The sequence below is a fragment of the Vibrio sp. UCD-FRSSP16_30 genome (assembly GCF_001676025.1).
Taxonomy (GTDB): Bacteria; Pseudomonadota; Gammaproteobacteria; order Enterobacterales; family Vibrionaceae; genus Vibrio.
In genome coordinates, this window is record NZ_LZFW01000019.1 from 1 (window position 1) to 17,647 (window position 17,647).

Consider the following 17,647-nt stretch of genomic DNA (forward strand, 5'->3'; position numbering starts at 1 on the left):
GCCAAGTACTTGCTGGCCAAGTACTTGCTGCTAAAGGTTCAATCAACCCACACACTAAATTTGAGTCAGAAGTGTACGTTCTTTCAAAAGACGAAGGCGGCCGCCACACTCCTTTCTTCAAAGGTTACCGTCCACAGTTCTACTTCCGTACAACTGACGTAACAGGCGACATCACTCTACCGGAAGGTGTTGAGATGGTAATGCCAGGCGACAACGTTCAAATGACTGTTGAGCTAATCGCTCCAATCGCAATGGACGAAGGTCTACGCTTCGCAATCCGTGAAGGTGGCCGTACTGTTGGTGCTGGTGTTGTAGCTAAGATTTTCGATTAATAATTGACGAAATCTAAACAAAAGGGCATCATTTGATGCCCTTTTTCTGCGCTACTGTTTACGATAGGACGAGAAATTACTCTTTTTATCGATAACGAGCACAGAATTTTGAGAATTTTTCTTTCTATTGTGGGTTTTGTAGCCTGTACTAGAAAGAAAGTTCAGAAAGAATGTGTTGATTATCAACACAATTGAATAGGCCCTGCAACAGCGGGGTTATTGTCGTCTATAGTAAGACTTGTCACAGGTTAGTTTTATGAAAGCAAATGCAGAAACTCCTGATAGCTCAAGTGCAGCAGACATCTTCAAGTGGATTGTCGCTTTTGTTCTGCTGGCCGCTGCTGTTGTAGGTAATCACCTATATGGTGAAATGTCTGTAGTGATTCGAGCTGCGAGTGTTGTTGCATTAATTGCAATCGCTCTTGGTATCGCCGCTACGACTACGAAAGGTAAAGCTACGATTATATTTGCACGTGAATCCCGTATGGAGATTCGTAAAGTTGTTTGGCCAACTCGCCAAGAAACTATGCAAACGACATTGATCGTATTGGCTGTAAGTATTGTTATGGCTCTAGCGCTTTGGGGAATTGACGGTATTATGGTTCGTCTTGTTTCTCTAGCGACTGGGGTGTGAGGGTTTAGTTCATGAGTGAAGCACCAAAGAAACGTTGGTATGTGGTTCAGGCTTTTTCTGGTTTTGAAGGTCGTGTAGCTACTTCTCTTCGCGAATATATCAGAATGCATGATATGGAAGAATTTTTTGGCGAAGTATTAGTTCCAACTGAAGAAGTTGTCGAAATGCGTGCTGGTCAGCGTCGCAAGAGCGAACGTAAATTCTTCCCTGGCTATGTACTTGTTCAAATGATTATGAACGATGAGTCATGGCACTTGGTGCGTAGCATTCCTCGTGTTATGGGCTTTATTGGTGGTACTTCAGATAAACCTGCACCGATCACAGACAAAGAAGCTGATGCTATCTTGAATCGTCTTGAGAAGGCAAATGAAGCTCCTCGCCCTCGTACTATGTACGAAGCGGGTGAAGTTGTCCGTGTTAATGACGGTCCATTTGCTGACTTCAACGGTACTGTTGAAGAGGTGGATTACGAGAAGAGCCGTCTTAAAGTGTCAGTATCGATCTTCGGTCGTGCTACACCAGTAGAACTCGAATTCGGTCAAGTTGAAAAAGTTGACTAAAAAATAGGCTTTAGGGCTTGTTTGGGGCGTGAATTGTATCTATAATTCGCGCCTCTTTACTTCTATTTGTGAAGTAAAGCGTTTTTATACTACGGGGAGCTGGCCGTATGGCAGCGTTATTACCCAAAATTAGGAAATATCATGGCTAAGAAAGTTGAAGCTTATATCAAACTGCAAGTTGCAGCAGGTATGGCGAACCCGTCGCCACCGGTTGGTCCTGCTCTAGGTCAACACGGTGTGAACATCATGGAATTCTGTAAAGCGTTTAACGCAAAAACAGAATCTGTTGAGAAAGGTCTTCCAATCCCAGTTGTTATCTCTGTATACAACGACCGTTCTTTCACGTTCGAAACTAAGACTCCACCTGCTGCAGTTCTTCTGCTTAAAGCAGCTGGCATCAAGTCTGGTTCTGGTCGTCCGAACACTGAGAAAGTTGGTACTGTAACTGACGCTCAAGTTCAAGAGATTGCAGAAACTAAAGCTGCAGACATGACTGGCGCTGACATCGAAGCGATGAAGCGTTCTATCGCGGGTACTGCTCGTTCAATGGGCCTAGTGGTAGAGGGTTAAGACAATGGCAAAACTTACTAAGCGTATGCGCGTTATTCGCGACAAAGTTGAAGTTACTAAAGAGTACGAAATCAACGAAGCTGTTGCTCTTCTTAAAGAACTAGCTACAGCTAATTTCAATGAAAGTGTTGACGTTGCAGTTAACCTTGGCATTGATGCTCGTAAATCTGATCAAAACGTACGTGGTGCAACTGTACTACCTCACGGTACTGGTCGTGAAATTCGCGTTGCTGTGTTCACTCAAGGTGCAAATGCAGAAGCTGCGAAAGAAGCTGGTGCTGACATCGTTGGTATGGATGACCTAGCTGAGCAAGTTAAAAAGGGTGTAATGGACTTTGACGTTGTTGTTGCTTCTCCAGATGCAATGCGCGTTGTTGGTCAACTTGGTACTATCTTAGGTCCACGTGGCCTTATGCCAAACCCTAAAGTTGGTACTGTGACTCCTAACGTTGCTCAAGCGGTTAAGAACGCTAAAGCTGGTCAGGTTCGTTACCGTAACGACAAAAATGGCATCATCCACACTACTATTGGTAAAGCATCTTTTGAAGTTTCACAAATTCAAGAGAACTTAGAAGCACTACTAGTTGCTCTTAAGAAAGCTAAGCCATCTTCAGCGAAAGGTACTTTCCTGAATAAAGTAACCATCTCTACTACGATGGGTGCTGGTGTTACTGTTGATCAGGCTAGCCTGAACACGCAAGCAAGCTAATCTTGCTTTGGCGCGAAATTAGTATATAATCTCGCGCCTAATATTTGTGGTTGGGGCTGACTCAGACATCTCGATGTAAGAGTGAGTCTCCGTCCAAGACCGTAGGCGTTACAAGCTATTTTAGCGATGTAACTTAATAGTATACCTACGTAGATGGTGCCCGAACTGACAGAAAGCCAAGCTTGCAAAAGATTGCCTTTCTTCTGGGACTGCACTGTTTTTACTCTCACCAATTATGGTGAGTAGTGTAACGACAACCAGGAGTAAATCCAAAATGGCTTTAAACCTTCAAGACAAAAAAGCAATTGTTGCTGAAGTCAACGAAGCTGCCAGTGGTGCACTTTCTGCAGTTGTAGCTGATTCTCGTGGCGTTCAAGTTGGCGCAATGACTTCTCTACGTAAACAAGCTCGTGAAGCGGGTGTTTACATGAGAGTTGTGCGTAACACACTAGCACGCCGTGCAATGCAAGGTACTGACTACGAGTGTCTAACTGACACTTTCACTGGTCCTACTCTAATTGCATTCTCTAACGAGCACCCAGGTGCTGCAGCGCGTCTTTTTAAAGACTTCGCTAAAGAGAACAAAGATTTCGAGATCAAAGCTGCTGCATTTGAAGGCGCGGTTACTGACGCAGATCTACTAGCGACACTACCAACTTACGACGAAGCTATCGCACGCCTAATGATGTGCATGAAAGAAGCTTCTGCAGGCAAGCTGGTACGTACTATCGCTGCACTTCGCGACCAAAAAGAAGAAGAAGCAGCGGCTTAAGCCTTGCTTTCTACTGGTTGCAAAATAAACTTATTGTTGACTTAAAAGAGAATTGTTATGTCTATTACTAACGAGCAAATCCTAGACGCAGTTGCAGAAATGTCTGTAATGCAAGTTGTTGAGCTTATCGAAGCTATGGAAGAGAAATTCGGCGTATCTGCAGCAGCTGCTGTAGTTGCTGGTGGCGCAGCTGGCGGTGACGCTGCTGAAGAACAAACTGAATTTGACGTAATCCTTACTGCTATCGGCGGTAACAAGGTTTCTGTAATCAAAGCAGTACGTGGCGCTACAGGTCTTGGCCTTAAAGAAGCTAAAGGTCTAGTTGACGGTGCACCTGCACCGCTTAAAGAAGCTGTTTCTAAAGAAGAAGCAGAAGCTCTTAAAGCGACTCTAGAAGAAGCTGGTGCTTCTGTTGAAGTTAAGTAATTATTACTTAATTTCTTAGCCGAATGGCTAATGGCTGGTGGTTTATTAACCACCGGCCTTTTTGCGCTGTAGGGTACAGGTGTTTTTTCACTGTTTAGTCGCCTTTTACCCAAGCAAAAACATACTTCATAACCTCTGAAGTGTTATTACGTAAAACAGTTGTTAGTCTCTGTCTTTTATTTTGTGCAAATAATCGACAGTTGGGTCACTTATCAGCGAGCTGAGGAACCCCATGGTTTACTCTTATACCGAGAAAAAGCGCATCCGTAAGGATTTTGGTACTCGTCCACAAGTATTGGACGTCCCGTACCTGCTATCGATCCAGCTTGATTCTTTCGATAAATTTATCGAGCAGGATCCTGAAGGAGAACACGGTCTGGAAGCTGCTTTTCGTTCTGTTTTTCCAATTCAGAGCTACAACGGCAATTCTGAGCTGCAATACGTTAGCTATCGTCTTGGTGAGCCTGTATTTGATGTTAAAGAATGTCAAATCCGTGGTATCACTTATTCAAAACCGCTGCGCGTTAAGCTGCGTCTAGTTGTATTCGACAAAGACGCACCAGCTGGTACTGTAAAAGACATTAAAGAACAAGAAGTCTACATGGGTGAAATTCCACTCATGACGGACAATGGTACCTTTGTGATTAATGGTACCGAGAGGGTTATCGTATCCCAGTTACATAGAAGTCCGGGTGTATTCTTCGACAGCGATAAGGGTAAGACTCACTCTTCTGGTAAAGTTTTATATAACGCACGCGTTATTCCTTACCGTGGCTCATGGTTAGACTTTGAGTTCGATCCTAAGGATAGCCTGTTTGTTCGTATCGACCGTCGTCGTAAACTTCCAGCGTCTATTATCCTACGTGCGTTGGGTAAAACGACAGAAGAGATCCTAGATCTGTTCTTCGATAAAGTACGCTTTGAAGTTCAAAACCAAACTCTAATGATGGAGTTGGTTCCTGAACGTCTACGTGGTGAAACTGCTTCTTTTGATATTGAAGCGAACGGTACTACTTACGTTGAAGCTGGTCGTCGTGTGACTGCCCGCCATATCCGCAATCTTGAAAAAGATGGCGTTGAGTTCATCGAAGTACCGGTTGACTACATCGTTGGCAAAGTAGCCTCTAAAGACTACATTGACGAAAGTACTGGCGAAATCGTTGTTGGCGCGAACCAAGAGTTCACGCTTGAAAGCCTAGCTAACCTTGCGCAAGCAGGTCACTCTAAGCTGGAAGTATTGTTCACGAATGACCTAGATCATGGTCCATTCATGTCTGATACACTTCGTGGTGACAGTACAACAGACCGCCTATCTGCATTGGTAGAAATCTACCGCATGATGCGTCCTGGCGAGCCACCAACGAAAGATGCTGCTGAATCATTATTCACAAGCTTGTTCTTCTCTGAAGAGCGCTACGATCTATCAACTGTAGGTCGTATGAAGTTTAACAGCTCAATCTTGCGTGAAGACGCAGGCGAGCAAGGCATCCTAGACGAAACTGATATCATCGAAGTGATGAAGAAGCTTATCTCTATCCGTAATGGTAAAGGTGAAGTGGATGATATCGATCACCTTGGTAACCGTCGTATTCGCTCTGTAGGCGAAATGGCAGAAAACCAATTCCGTGTAGGTCTAGTTCGTGTTGAGCGTGCTGTTAAAGAGCGTTTGAGCCTTGGTGATCTTGATGCAATCATGCCTCAAGATTTGATCAACGCTAAGCCAATTTCTGCGGCAGTGAAAGAGTTCTTTGGCTCTTCTCAGTTGTCTCAGTTTATGGATCAGAACAACCCGCTTTCAGAAGTTACTCACAAACGTCGTATCTCAGCGTTAGGTCCTGGTGGTCTAACTCGTGAGCGTGCTGGCTTTGAGGTTCGTGACGTTCACGTTACGCACTACGGTCGTCTATGTCCGATCGAAACTCCTGAAGGTCCGAACATCGGTCTAATTAACTCACTATCTGCGTATGCGCGTTGTAACGACTTTGGTTTCCTAGAGACTCCTTATCGTCGCGTTGTTGATGGTGTAGTAACAGAAGACGTCGATTACCTATCTGCTATCGAAGAAGGCCAATACGTTATCGCTCAGGCGAATACAGTATTGACTGAAAGCAACACATTCAATGATGAACTGATCACAGCCCGTTTGAAGGGTGAATCAGGTCTACACCCACGTGAAAACGTGAGTTACATGGATGTTGCTACGAACCAGGTAGTATCTATCGCTGCATCTTTGATCCCATTCCTAGAGCACGATGATGCAAACCGTGCATTGATGGGTGCGAACATGCAACGTCAGGCAGTTCCAACTCTACGCGCTGATAAGCCGCTTGTAGGTACTGGTGTTGAACGCAATATTGCGGTTGACTCTGGTGTTACAGCAGTAGCTAAGCGTGGCGGTATGGTTCAGTCTGTAGACGCTTCTCGTATCGTTATTAAGGTTAATGAAAATGAATTGGTACCTGGCGAAGCTGGTATCGATATCTATAACCTAACTAAATACACGCGTTCTAACCAGAACACTTGTATTAACCAACGTCCTACCGTGCTACCTGGCGAACCAGTAGCAAGAGGTGACGTTCTAGCAGATGGTCCTTCAACTGACCTTGGCGAATTGGCTCTTGGCCAAAACATGCGTATCGCATTCATGCCTTGGAATGGTTACAACTTTGAGGATTCAATCCTAGTTTCTGAGCGTGTAGTACAAGAAGATCGCTTTACTACTATCCACATTCAAGAACTATCTTGTGTGGCGCGTGATACTAAGCTTGGTTCTGAAGAAATCACTGCTGATATTCCAAACGTAGGTGAAGCTGCTCTATCTAAACTAGATGAGTCAGGTATCGTTTACATTGGTGCTGAAGTTAAGGGTGGCGACATCCTAGTTGGTAAAGTAACGCCTAAAGGTGAAACTCAGCTAACTCCTGAAGAGAAACTACTACGTGCAATCTTCGGTGAAAAAGCATCTGATGTTAAAGATACATCACTACGTGTGCCTAACTCTGTTTCAGGTACCATCATTGACGTTCAAGTCTTTACTCGCGATGGCGTAGAAAAAGACAAACGTGCTCTAGAAATAGAGCAAATGCAGCTTAAAGAAGCGAAGAAAGACCTTACTGAAGAATTCCAGATTCTTGAGGGTGGCCTTCTAAACCGCGTTCGTGCTGTATTGATTGCTGGTGGTTACTCTGAAGCTAAACTGGATACAATTAACCGTAAACAGTGGCTAGAGCAAACTCTTGAAGATGACGCACTGCAATCTCAACTTGAGCAACTTGCAGAGCAGAACGACGAGCTTAAAGCTGACTTCGATAAGAAGTTTGAAACTAAGCGTCGTAAGATCACTCAAGGTGATGACTTAGCACCTGGCGTTCTTAAGATTGTTAAGGTTTACCTAGCGGTTAGACGTCGCATCCAGCCTGGTGATAAAATGGCGGGTCGTCACGGTAACAAGGGTGTAATCTCTAAGATTAACCCTGTTGAAGACATGCCTTACGATGAGAAAGGTCAACCGGTCGATATCGTTCTTAACCCACTGGGTGTACCATCACGTATGAACATCGGTCAGATCCTTGAAGTTCACTTGGGTCTAGCGGCTAAAGGTATCGGTGACAAGATCAACCAGATGATTAAAGAGCAACAGGAACTAGCTAGGTTCCGTGAGTTCTTACAGAAGGTTTATGATCTTGGTGATACTCGTCAAGACGTAGATATTGCTGAACTATCGGACGATCAAGTTCGTACGCTAGTTAAGAATCTACGTGGCGGTCTACCAATCGCGACTCCAGTATTTGACGGTGCTTCTGAGAAGAACATCAAGAAACTACTGCAACTAGGTGATCTACCTGAATCAGGTCAGCTTACTTTGTTTGATGGTCGTACTGGTGATTCGTTTGAGCGTCCTGTAACTGTAGGTTACATGTACATGCTGAAACTGAACCACTTGGTTGATGACAAGATGCACGCACGTTCAACTGGTTCTTACAGCCTAGTAACTCAGCAACCACTTGGTGGTAAAGCTCAGTTCGGTGGTCAGCGTTTCGGTGAGATGGAAGTATGGGCACTAGAAGCATACGGTGCTGCTTACACTCTACAAGAAATGCTAACCGTTAAGTCGGATGACGTGAATGGCCGTACTAAGATGTATAAAAACATCGTAGATGGTAACCACTCGATGGAACCAGGCATGCCGGAATCATTCAACGTACTGTTGAAAGAAATCCGCTCGCTAGGTATTAACATCGAGCTAGAAGACGAAGAGTAATTCTTTTCTTATAAAGAAAAGTAGTTACTTGGTAAGAGGGCGCTCCTCGAGCGCCTTTTAACTCCTTGCAGGAGCTGACAGTGAAAGATTTACTAAACTTTCTTAAAGCACAACACAAGACTGAAGAATTTGATGCAATCAAAATCGGTCTTTCTTCACCTGACATGATTCGTTCATGGTCTTTTGGTGAAGTTAAAAAGCCAGAGACGATCAACTATCGTACGTTCAAGCCTGAACGTGATGGTTTGTTCTGTGCGCGTATTTTTGGCCCAGTCAAAGATTACGAATGTCTATGTGGCAAATACAAGCGTCTGAAGCACCGCGGTGTTATCTGTGAGAAGTGTGGCGTAGAAGTTACACAAACTAAAGTTCGTCGTGACCGTATGGGCCACATCGAACTAGCGTCGCCTGTAGCACATATTTGGTTCCTAAAATCACTACCGTCTCGCATCGGTCTACTGATGGATATCCCTTTGCGTGATATCGAACGTGTTCTTTACTTCGAAATGTACGTAGTAACAGAATCCGGTATGACTGATCTAGAAAAAGGACAGATGCTTACTGAAGAAGAGTATCTGGACAAACTAGAAGAGTGGGGTGACGAGTTCACTGCTAAGATGGGTGCAGAAGCGATCAAAGATCTGCTTTCTACCATGGATCTTGTGCAAGAAGCTGAACTAATGCGTGAAGAGTTGGAAACAACTAACTCTGAAACTAAGCGTAAAAAAGTTACTAAGCGCTTGAAGTTAGTAGAAGCATTCGTATCTTCGGGTAACAATCCTGAGTGGATGATTCTGACTGTACTTCCAGTACTGCCGCCAGATCTACGTCCTCTAGTTCCACTAGATGGCGGTCGTTTTGCGACTTCAGATCTGAACGACTTATACCGTCGTGTTATCAACCGTAACAACCGTTTGAAGCGTCTACTAGAGCTATCTGCTCCGGACATCATCGTACGAAATGAAAAACGTATGCTGCAAGAGTCTGTTGATGCGCTTCTAGATAACGGTCGTCGTGGTCGTGCCATCACAGGTTCTAACAAACGTCCTCTGAAATCTCTTGCTGATATGATCAAGGGTAAACAAGGTCGTTTCCGTCAGAACTTACTTGGTAAGCGTGTAGATTACTCTGGTCGTTCTGTAATCACAGTAGGTCCATACCTTCGTCTACATCAGTGTGGTCTTCCTAAGAAGATGGCACTTGAGCTATTTAAACCATTCATCTACAGCAAGCTTGAGCTTCGTGGTCTAGCGACAACGATCAAAGCAGCTAAGAAAATGGTAGAGCGTGAAGAAGCAGTAGTTTGGGATATCCTAGACGAAGTAATTCGCGAACACCCGGTACTATTGAACCGTGCACCTACACTTCACCGTCTAGGTATCCAAGCGTTCGAACCAGTACTTATCGAAGGTAAAGCGATTCAGTTGCACCCGCTTGTGTGTGCTGCGTATAACGCCGACTTCGATGGTGACCAGATGGCGGTACACGTACCTCTAACTCTGGAAGCTCAGCTTGAAGCACGTACACTGATGATGTCGACGAATAACATTCTGTCGCCAGCGTCAGGTGATCCTATCATCGTACCTTCTCAGGACGTTGTATTGGGTCTTTACTACATGACTCGTGACAAGATCAACGTGAAAGGTGAAGGCATGTACCTTGCCGGCCCAGAAGAGGCTGAAAAGGCATACCGCACTAAGAGCGCTGAACTACACGCACGCGTTAAAGTTCGTCTTACTGAAACCATCAAAGATGATGACGGTAATCTGACTACTGAAACTAAGCTTTTTGATACGACTGTTGGTCGTGCAATGTTATGGCAGATCGTTCCTGCGGGCCTACCGTTTGAACTAGTAAACCAAAAGCTTGGTAAGAAGCAGATTTCTAAACTTCTTGATGAGGCTTACCGTAACCTTGGCTTGAAAGACACTGTAATCTTCGCTGACCAAATCATGTACACAGGTTTTGCATACGCTGCACTATCTGGCGTATCTGTTGGTATCGACGATATGGTTGTTCCACAAGCTAAATACGATGAGATCGAATCAGCTGAAGAAGAAGTACGCGAAATCCAAGACCAATACCAATCTGGTTTGGTAACAGCGGGTGAGCGTTACAACAAAGTTATCGATATCTGGGCGTCTACCAACGACCGTGTTGCGAAAGCAATGATGGATAACCTATCTTCAGAAACTGTTATTAACAGTAAAGGCGAAGAAGAAGTACAAGAATCGTTTAACAGCATCTACATGATGGCTGACTCCGGTGCTCGTGGTTCTGCAGCGCAGATTCGTCAGCTTGCTGGTATGCGTGGTCTGATGGCTCGTCCAGATGGTTCAATCATCGAGACACCAATCACAGCAAACTTTAAAGAAGGTCTAAACGTACTTCAGTACTTTATCTCAACGCACGGGGCTCGTAAGGGTCTTGCGGATACAGCACTGAAAACAGCGAACTCCGGTTATCTAACGCGTCGTCTAGTAGACGTTGCACAGGATGTTGTAGTTCACGAACATGACTGTGGCACCCATGAAGGTGTTGAAATGATGCCTCATATCGAAGGTGGTGACGTTAAAGTTCCACTTTCTGAGCTGGCACTAGGTCGTGTTGTTGCTGATGACGTTCTTAAGCCTGGTACTGAAGAAGTACTGATTCCACGTAATACTCTGATTGATGAGAAGTGGTGTCAAATCATGGAAGAAAACTCTGTAGATAGCATGAAAGTGCGCTCAGTAGTTACCTGTGATGCAGACTTTGGTTGTTGTGCATTGTGTTACGGTCGTGACCTAGCTCGTGGCCACCTAGTAAACCAAGGTGAAGCAGTAGGCGTTATCGCTGCTCAGTCTATCGGTGAACCTGGTACACAGCTTACAATGCGTACGTTCCACATCGGTGGTGCTGCTTCGACAGCAGCTGCTGAAAACAGCATTCAAACTAAGAACGACGGTACACCGTACCTTCACAACGTTAAGTTCGTTGTGAATAAAGACGGTAAGCTAGTTGTTACTTCTCGTGCGTCTGAACTAACCATCGTTGATGCGTTAGGCCGTACAAAAGAGAAGCATAAACTACCTTACGGTACTGTTCTTAACATCAAAGAAAGCGATATCGAAACTGCTAAGCTAGAGTCTGGATATGTAATCGCAAACTGGGAAGCGCATACACTGCCAATCATCACTGAAGTGGCAGGTCGCATCCAGTACGTTGATATGATTGATGGCGTAACTGTTGCTCGTCACACAGATGACCTAACTGGTCTATCTTCAAGTGAAGTAACAGACCCTGCAGCACGTCCTGCTGCAGGTAAAGACATGCGTCCAGCTATCAAGCTTGTTGATGACAAAGGTAACGATGTAATGATCCCTGGTACTGATATGCCAGCTCAATACTTCCTACCGGGTAAAGCGATTGTCAATATTGAAGATGGTGCTGAAGTTGGTGTGGGTGACACACTAGCGCGTATCCCTCAGAAATCTGGCGGTAACAAAGATATCACTGGTGGTCTACCACGCGTAGCCGATCTATTTGAAGCACGTAAGCCGAAAGAGCCTGCGATTCTTGCTGAGCACACTGGTAGTGTGTCATTTGGTAAAGAAACGAAAGGTAAACGTCGTCTAGTTATCACTCGCGAAGGTGGAGAAGCCTACGAAGAGATGATTCCTAAACATCGTCAGCTTAACGTATTTGAAGGTGAGAAGGTTGAACGTGGTGATGTAATCGCCGATGGTCCTGAGACTCCACATGACATCCTACGTTTACGTGGTATTCATGCTATGACTCAGTACATCGCTAACGAAGTACAAGAAGTTTACCGTCTACAAGGCGTTAAGATTAACGATAAGCACATTGAGACTATCGTTCGTCAAATGCTACGTAAGTGTACAATCACTAAAGCGGGTGACTCTGACTTCCTACCTGGCGAGCAAGTTGAATACGCACAAGTTAAGATTGCTAACCGTGCCCTAGAAGCTGAAGGTAAAGAGCCAGCAGGCTTTGAACGTGAACTACTAGGTATCACTAAAGCATCTCTAGCAACTGAGTCGTTCATCTCTGCGGCATCGTTCCAGGAGACAACTCGCGTACTTACAGAAGCAGCTGTTTCTGGTAAGCGTGATGAGCTTCGTGGTCTGAAAGAAAACGTAATCGTGGGTCGTTTGATCCCAGCGGGTACGGGTTTTGCTTACCACCAAAATCGTCAAGCTAGCCGTGAAGAGCAACAAGGTCCATCTGCTGAACAAGCAACGGATAACTTGGCTGCGCTACTAAACGCAGGTTTCTCTGACGAGTAATCGAGCTTTCTAGCTGATAGCAAAAAGGCACCTTAGGGTGCCTTTTTTAATGTCTGATATTTATCGAAGTGAGATATTGGGTTCTAAAGCAGATTTAAGATATTTAAGTCGAAAAAATCTAGGAAGCGTTAAACTCCCTAGATAATAGACGTGCCCAACAAATTAAGCGCCAGGCGGTATCGCTAAGCTATCTGCGATCAACTGAATGAGCTTATCTTCAACACTAAATCGAAGCTCAAGCACCTCCCCAACCTTAGACATATCGCTTTCAAAATTATTAAGATCATCATCTTTAATTTCTGCGTATTTATCGGTAAAGCTTAACAAGGGCTCTGTCGTGAGTACGATTTTTGCGTAAGTAAGGCTAATTTCTTCAGTAGATTGAAACCCAGTAGCACTCCACTTATCCATTACCATATCGTAAATTTTGAAGTGACCTTCAGAGATATAGTCGACAAGGTGTTGAGAGAACTTTTGAAGTTCTTCTTTCGTCGGCAGGGTCGCAACATTTGATGAAGCGGAAGCGGGTTGCAATGCGGCGAGCTTTACATACTCGACGAGCAGGGTTTGGCGAGTTTCTAGCCAATGGTCGATGACTTCACTAGAGCCACCCCATTCTTCTTGTACTTGTCTGAATTTCTTTAGCATGACCATGTCCTCATGATCCTTTACCGGTCAGGTAAAGCTCTCGAATACAACGAGAGGGTTCTATATTAATATCAAAATTATGTGTGACACCAATAGCTTCGAATCAATTGCTCTGTGCGACTGGCATAGATTTAGATTGCCAGTAAAATGATAGAACTGCAAGTAAAGAGGCAAAGAGATGTTAAAAAAAAGTAAACATCAAACTACGGCGTATTGGCTGGTGGTCAATAGTAGTAATGTATGGCTAAGCGATATGCAAATTCCATTTGGCAGTGCAGAAAGCTTAGGTCACGGGTTGAGCCAATCGGTTGATCATGCCATCAATATAGGCACTCATGAAGGCCATCCAGTTTATTGGTTAAATGATTGTGATGTTGAAGCTGAGTTACCGATGGTGTCATTACGAGAGCTACTGCACTACTCTGAATCGTTATTCTTACTCATTAGTAAAGCGGTACAATATGGTCATATGACGCAAACTATGCGTTTCTGTGGTCAGTGTGGAGGTCGAAATAACTTCAATCATAATCAACTGGCAATGCAGTGCCAGCAGTGCCGAACCTTACATTACCCTAGAATATTTCCGTGTATCATTGTTGCGGTAAGAAAAGAAAACCAAATCCTATTAGCCCAACATCCAAGGCATAAGGGAAACATGTATACCGTTATTGCCGGTTTCCTAGAAGTGGGTGAAACCTTAGAGCAATGTGTTGCCAGAGAAGTAAAAGAAGAGACTGGTATTGAGGTGCAAAACATTCAATATTTCGCCAGCCAACCGTGGGCATTTCCAAGTAGTATGATGATGGGCTTTTTTGCCGATTATAAATGTGGCGACATTAAGCCCGATTACAATGAGTTAAGTGACGCTAAATGGTTCAATTGTCACGAACTGCCAGAAGTTGCACCAGAAGGCACAATTGCTAGGGCATTAATTAACGCAACAGTAAAGACAAGCTCTCGTTAATTAATTCTCCGTAAATGTGGCTATGTTATTGATTCCATGTGGTTGCTGGAAACCTTAACTGACCGTATTATTCAAAGATCACAGATTATTGAAAATACTTTTTATTTGAGTAAAGAGCGTTATGTTTTAGTACGTAGAACATGATCAACTACTCAATCCTCCAATATTGCTGACAAGCGAAAAGTGTTAATATGACGCTTTAGTATTAAGAGACTATGACCTAGAAATGACTGAATTAAAAAATGACCGTTACTTGCGCGCCTTATTAAAGCAGCCAGTTGATTACACGCCGGTATGGATGATGCGTCAAGCAGGTCGTTACCTGCCAGAATACCGAGCAACTAGGTCCGTTGCTGGTGACTTTATGTCGCTGTGTAAAAATGCTGAATTAGCTTCAGAAGTCACACTACAACCTTTACGTCGTTTTCCTTTAGACGCGGCTATTTTGTTTTCTGATATTTTAACCATCCCTGATGCAATGGGCTTAGGTTTATATTTTGAAGCTGGTGAAGGTCCAAAATTTGAACGTCCAATTACCTGTAAAGCAGATGTAGATAAGATTGGTCTGCCAGATCCTGAAGGTGAACTGCAATATGTAATGAATGCAGTTCGTCAAATCCGTAAAGACCTACAAGGTGAAGTTCCTCTTATTGGTTTCTCTGGAAGCCCTTGGACTTTAGCAACCTATATGGTTGAAGGCGGAAGCTCAAAAGCATTCACCAAACTTAAGAAGATGATGTATGCAGAGCCAGCAACACTGCACTTGTTACTTGATAAGCTAGCAGACAGTGTGATCGAGTATTTGAATGCCCAAATTAAGGCTGGAGCGCAGTCTGTGATGGTATTTGATACTTGGGGTGGCGTGCTTACTCCGCGTGACTACAATGAGTTCTCACTGCGTTACATGCACAAAATTGTAGATGGTCTAATTCGTGAGAATGAAGGTCGTCGTGTTCCTGTTACCCTGTTTACCAAGAACGGTGGTATGTGGCTTGAGTCTATTGCAGCGACTGGCTGTGATGCTATTGGTCTTGATTGGACTATTAATATTGCTGATGCGAAAAAACGTGTAGGCGATAAAGTCGCGTTGCAGGGCAATATGGACCCATCTATTTTATATGCTCAGCCAGAGAGAATCCGTCAAGAAGTTGGCACCATTCTAGAAGGCTTTGGTGATGGTGGTACAGGTCATGTATTTAACCTAGGTCACGGTATTCATCTTGATGTTCCGCCAGAAAATGCGGGTGTGTTTGTGGATGCAGTACATGAGTTGTCTAAGCCATATCATAAATAGAACGTATTTATAAAAGCTCTGAGAGCCACAAAATATTAAGGGTCGGAATTTGCTTATCGCAGATTCCGACCCTTTTGCTTGTGACTCTATTTATTTATGGAGTGTCTAGCCGTTATTTGTAGAGATAGCCTTTAGGTAGACTTTGATCCTTTGGCGTTTTAAAGCGCTTGTGAAGCCACATCCATTGATCCATTTTTCTTAGTATGGTCTTTTCTAAAGCTCGGTTCATATAGGCAGCACCTGCTTCAGTATCATCCTTTGGAAAGTGTTCATGGATAGGGTCATCAAAGTATAACTCCCACTTGCTATCGGTATCGCGATAGCCCGTCATCGGGATAATTGCGCAGTCGGTCATCTTGGCTAAGATATTAGCCCCAGTCACCGTACACGCTTCTTGAACCGCAAAGAAAGGGACAAATACTGCTTTTTTACGACCGTAATCATGGTCACCCAAGTAAAAAAGTCGCTCACCACTTTTTAGTGTACGAATCATTTCTTTTAAGTTCTTTCGATCAATGACCTTGTTGCCATTGTGAGTACGACCCCAATATTGAATTAAGTTATACGCTGCATTTGAGTGTGGGCGATAAACACCATGACCAGGGTAGCCCAATACCGCAAAAGCTCGTGCACTCACTTCTAGATTTAAAGCGTGTGGATGACAGACCAAGACCCCTTTCTTCTGTTTTGCATAATCCATTATTGGCTGTGCATTGTGCACTTTAATGTGTCGCTTTAGACGCCAAGTTGGCCAGAACCAAGTGATACCAGTTTCAAAAAGTGCAAAGCCAGTATTTTTGAAGTTCTCAATTACGATTCTTTCTATTTCATCTTGAGGCATTTCAGGAAAAGCCAGTTCAAGGTTTCGCTTAGCAACTCGGACGCGACTTTTTGCAAAGGGCATCGCCATTCGGCCTAAGCCTCGGCCAATAAATAGTAGGATACGAAAAGGTAATATATTGACAAGCGCAGCGAGTAATCCAAACCCTAACCAGACCCCCCAGTACTTTGGATGCATTAATCTTGCACTGAAGGTAGGGTTATCGTATTTACTCATAAAATCCTAATGAAGAGAGGGGAAAACTGACTATGAAAATCGATAGGCAATTAAATGGTTGTGAATGTAAGTGGTTCTATATTTAGAACCACTTGTAAAATAGCGCGTTAAGTTATGAAGTTTAACACTTCTATGCAGGGGAAATGCAGAAATTATATGAAGTATTTTTGATAAAACAGGAGGGCTATTTGTAACGTATACCTCTGGGTTGAGCTTCATCTTGCATCGTTTTATAGCGCTTATGTACCCACATCCATTGATCTACCTGACGCAATATGATCTTTTCATAAGCTTTGTTCATCATGGTAGCACCAGCTTCGAGGTCATCTTTAGGGAAGTGTTCATGAATCGAGTGCGCAAGGTTTATCTCATAATGTCCATGTTCATCCCTAAAACCCGAGACTGGAATCATCGCGCAATCGGTTAAAGAAAAAAGCATGTTCGCACCAGTTGTAGTGCAGGCATCTTTGACAGCAAAGAAAGGAACAAATACGGCTTTATTACGACCGTAATCATGATCGCCTAAGTAAAATAAACGCTCACCACGTTTAAGTACTCGAATCATTTCTTTTACGTTCTTACGATCAACCAGTGTATTACCATTGTGGGTGCGTCCCCAGTATTGAATAAGGTCATACACAGGATTATTATTTGGGCGATAGACACCATGGCCTGGATAGCCCAACACAGCAAATGCTCTGGCACTAATTTCTAAATTAAGAGTGTGCGGGTGGCAAAGTAATACACCTCGCCCTTGCTGTGCAAAGTCGATAGCGTGCTGGAGGTTGACCGCACGAATACGACGTTTAAGGCGCCATGTTGGCCAAAACCAAGTGATTCCCATTTCGACAAAGGCTAGGCCTGTATTCTTAATGTTTTCTATAACAGTGCGGTCTAGTTCTTCGGCTGACTTATCAGGAAATGCCAGCTCTAAATTTCGTCTTGCGACCTTTACTCGGCTCTTTGCTAGTTTTAAGCCAAGGTGGCCAAAACCATGCCCTACTTTAAGCAATAAAGAGTAGGGCAGTAGATTCACAAGCAATGCGAGTACACCAAAACTCAACCAGACACTCCAAAATTTAGGGTGCAGTAATTTGATTGAAAACTGAGGTGGGGCGTATTTATTCATAT

Annotated in this window: 13 protein-coding genes and 1 pseudogene; 11 read left to right on the top strand and 3 right to left on the bottom strand. The window is 43.9% G+C overall.

Translation table 11 applies throughout. From position 1 onward, the window contains the following. The 9 genes and pseudogenes from tuf to rpoC form a co-directional block, all read left to right on the top strand. Window positions 1–332: pseudogene (tuf, locus tag A9260_RS09580) on the top strand (elongation factor Tu); the annotation flags it as partial. 256 nt (window positions 333–588) lie between these two features. After that, window positions 589–966 carry a preprotein translocase subunit SecE gene (gene secE / locus A9260_RS09585; RefSeq protein ID WP_068698446.1) on the top strand — a complete coding sequence of 126 codons (378 nt, stop codon included), beginning with the start codon at window positions 589–591 and terminating at the stop codon, window positions 964–966. Between the two features lie 11 nt (window positions 967–977). Continuing rightward, window positions 978–1,526 carry a transcription termination/antitermination protein NusG gene (nusG, locus tag A9260_RS09590; RefSeq protein WP_068698448.1) on the top strand — a complete coding sequence of 183 codons (549 nt, stop codon included), beginning with the start codon at window positions 978–980 and terminating at the stop codon, window positions 1,524–1,526. A 141-nt stretch (window positions 1,527–1,667) separates the two neighbouring features. Then, window positions 1,668–2,096: a 50S ribosomal protein L11 gene (rplK, locus tag A9260_RS09595; protein WP_021714674.1), complete on the top strand. Its 429-nt coding sequence runs from the start codon at window positions 1,668–1,670 to the stop codon at window positions 2,094–2,096. Window positions 2,097–2,100: 4 nt separating this feature from the next. Beyond that, a complete protein-coding gene (gene rplA / locus A9260_RS09600; RefSeq protein WP_068698450.1) occupies window positions 2,101–2,805 on the top strand; it encodes a 50S ribosomal protein L1 in 705 nt (234 codons plus the stop codon). 274 nt (window positions 2,806–3,079) lie between these two features. After that, on the top strand, window positions 3,080–3,577 hold the full coding sequence (gene rplJ / locus A9260_RS09605) for a 50S ribosomal protein L10 (RefSeq protein ID WP_068698452.1): 498 nt from the start codon (window positions 3,080–3,082) through the stop codon (window positions 3,575–3,577). A 57-nt stretch (window positions 3,578–3,634) separates the two neighbouring features. Beyond that, the gene (gene rplL, locus A9260_RS09610) at window positions 3,635–4,003 is read left to right on the top strand and encodes a 50S ribosomal protein L7/L12 (RefSeq protein WP_068698454.1); all 369 of its coding nucleotides are present in this window, start codon (window positions 3,635–3,637) and stop codon (window positions 4,001–4,003) included. 232 nt (window positions 4,004–4,235) lie between these two features. Further along, window positions 4,236–8,264 (top strand): DNA-directed RNA polymerase subunit beta, encoded by a 4,029-nt coding sequence (gene rpoB / locus A9260_RS09615; RefSeq protein WP_068698456.1) that lies wholly within the window; start codon window positions 4,236–4,238, stop codon window positions 8,262–8,264. Between the two features lie 80 nt (window positions 8,265–8,344). Then, entirely contained in the window at window positions 8,345–12,553 is a 4,209-nt protein-coding gene (gene rpoC / locus A9260_RS09620; RefSeq protein WP_068698457.1) for a DNA-directed RNA polymerase subunit beta', read from the top strand. Window positions 12,554–12,715: 162 nt separating this feature from the next. On the opposite strand, the gene A9260_RS09625 is transcribed toward rpoC, so the two are convergent. Then, on the bottom strand, window positions 12,716–13,207 hold the full coding sequence (locus A9260_RS09625) for an Rsd/AlgQ family anti-sigma factor (protein WP_068698459.1): 492 nt from the start codon (window positions 13,205–13,207) through the stop codon (window positions 12,716–12,718). A 172-nt stretch (window positions 13,208–13,379) separates the two neighbouring features. Here A9260_RS09625 and nudC point away from each other — a divergent pair, with 172 nt between their 5' ends. Both nudC and hemE read left to right on the top strand, forming a co-directional pair. Further along, window positions 13,380–14,165, top strand: coding sequence for an NAD(+) diphosphatase (nudC, locus tag A9260_RS09630; RefSeq protein ID WP_068698461.1), 786 nt, complete (start codon window positions 13,380–13,382; stop codon window positions 14,163–14,165). Window positions 14,166–14,391: 226 nt separating this feature from the next. Continuing rightward, window positions 14,392–15,459, top strand: coding sequence for a uroporphyrinogen decarboxylase (gene hemE, locus A9260_RS09635; protein WP_068698463.1), 1,068 nt, complete (start codon window positions 14,392–14,394; stop codon window positions 15,457–15,459). Between the two features lie 112 nt (window positions 15,460–15,571). On the opposite strand, the gene lpxL (A9260_RS09640) is transcribed toward hemE, so the two are convergent. Both lpxL (A9260_RS09640) and lpxL (A9260_RS09645) read right to left on the bottom strand, forming a co-directional pair. Continuing rightward, window positions 15,572–16,516, bottom strand: coding sequence for an LpxL/LpxP family Kdo(2)-lipid IV(A) lauroyl/palmitoleoyl acyltransferase (gene lpxL, locus A9260_RS09640; protein ID WP_068698465.1), 945 nt, complete (start codon window positions 16,514–16,516; stop codon window positions 15,572–15,574). A gap of 184 nt (window positions 16,517–16,700) precedes the next feature. Then, a complete protein-coding gene (lpxL, locus tag A9260_RS09645; RefSeq protein WP_068698467.1) occupies window positions 16,701–17,645 on the bottom strand; it encodes an LpxL/LpxP family Kdo(2)-lipid IV(A) lauroyl/palmitoleoyl acyltransferase in 945 nt (314 codons plus the stop codon). Window positions 17,646–17,647 lie beyond the last annotated feature (2 nt).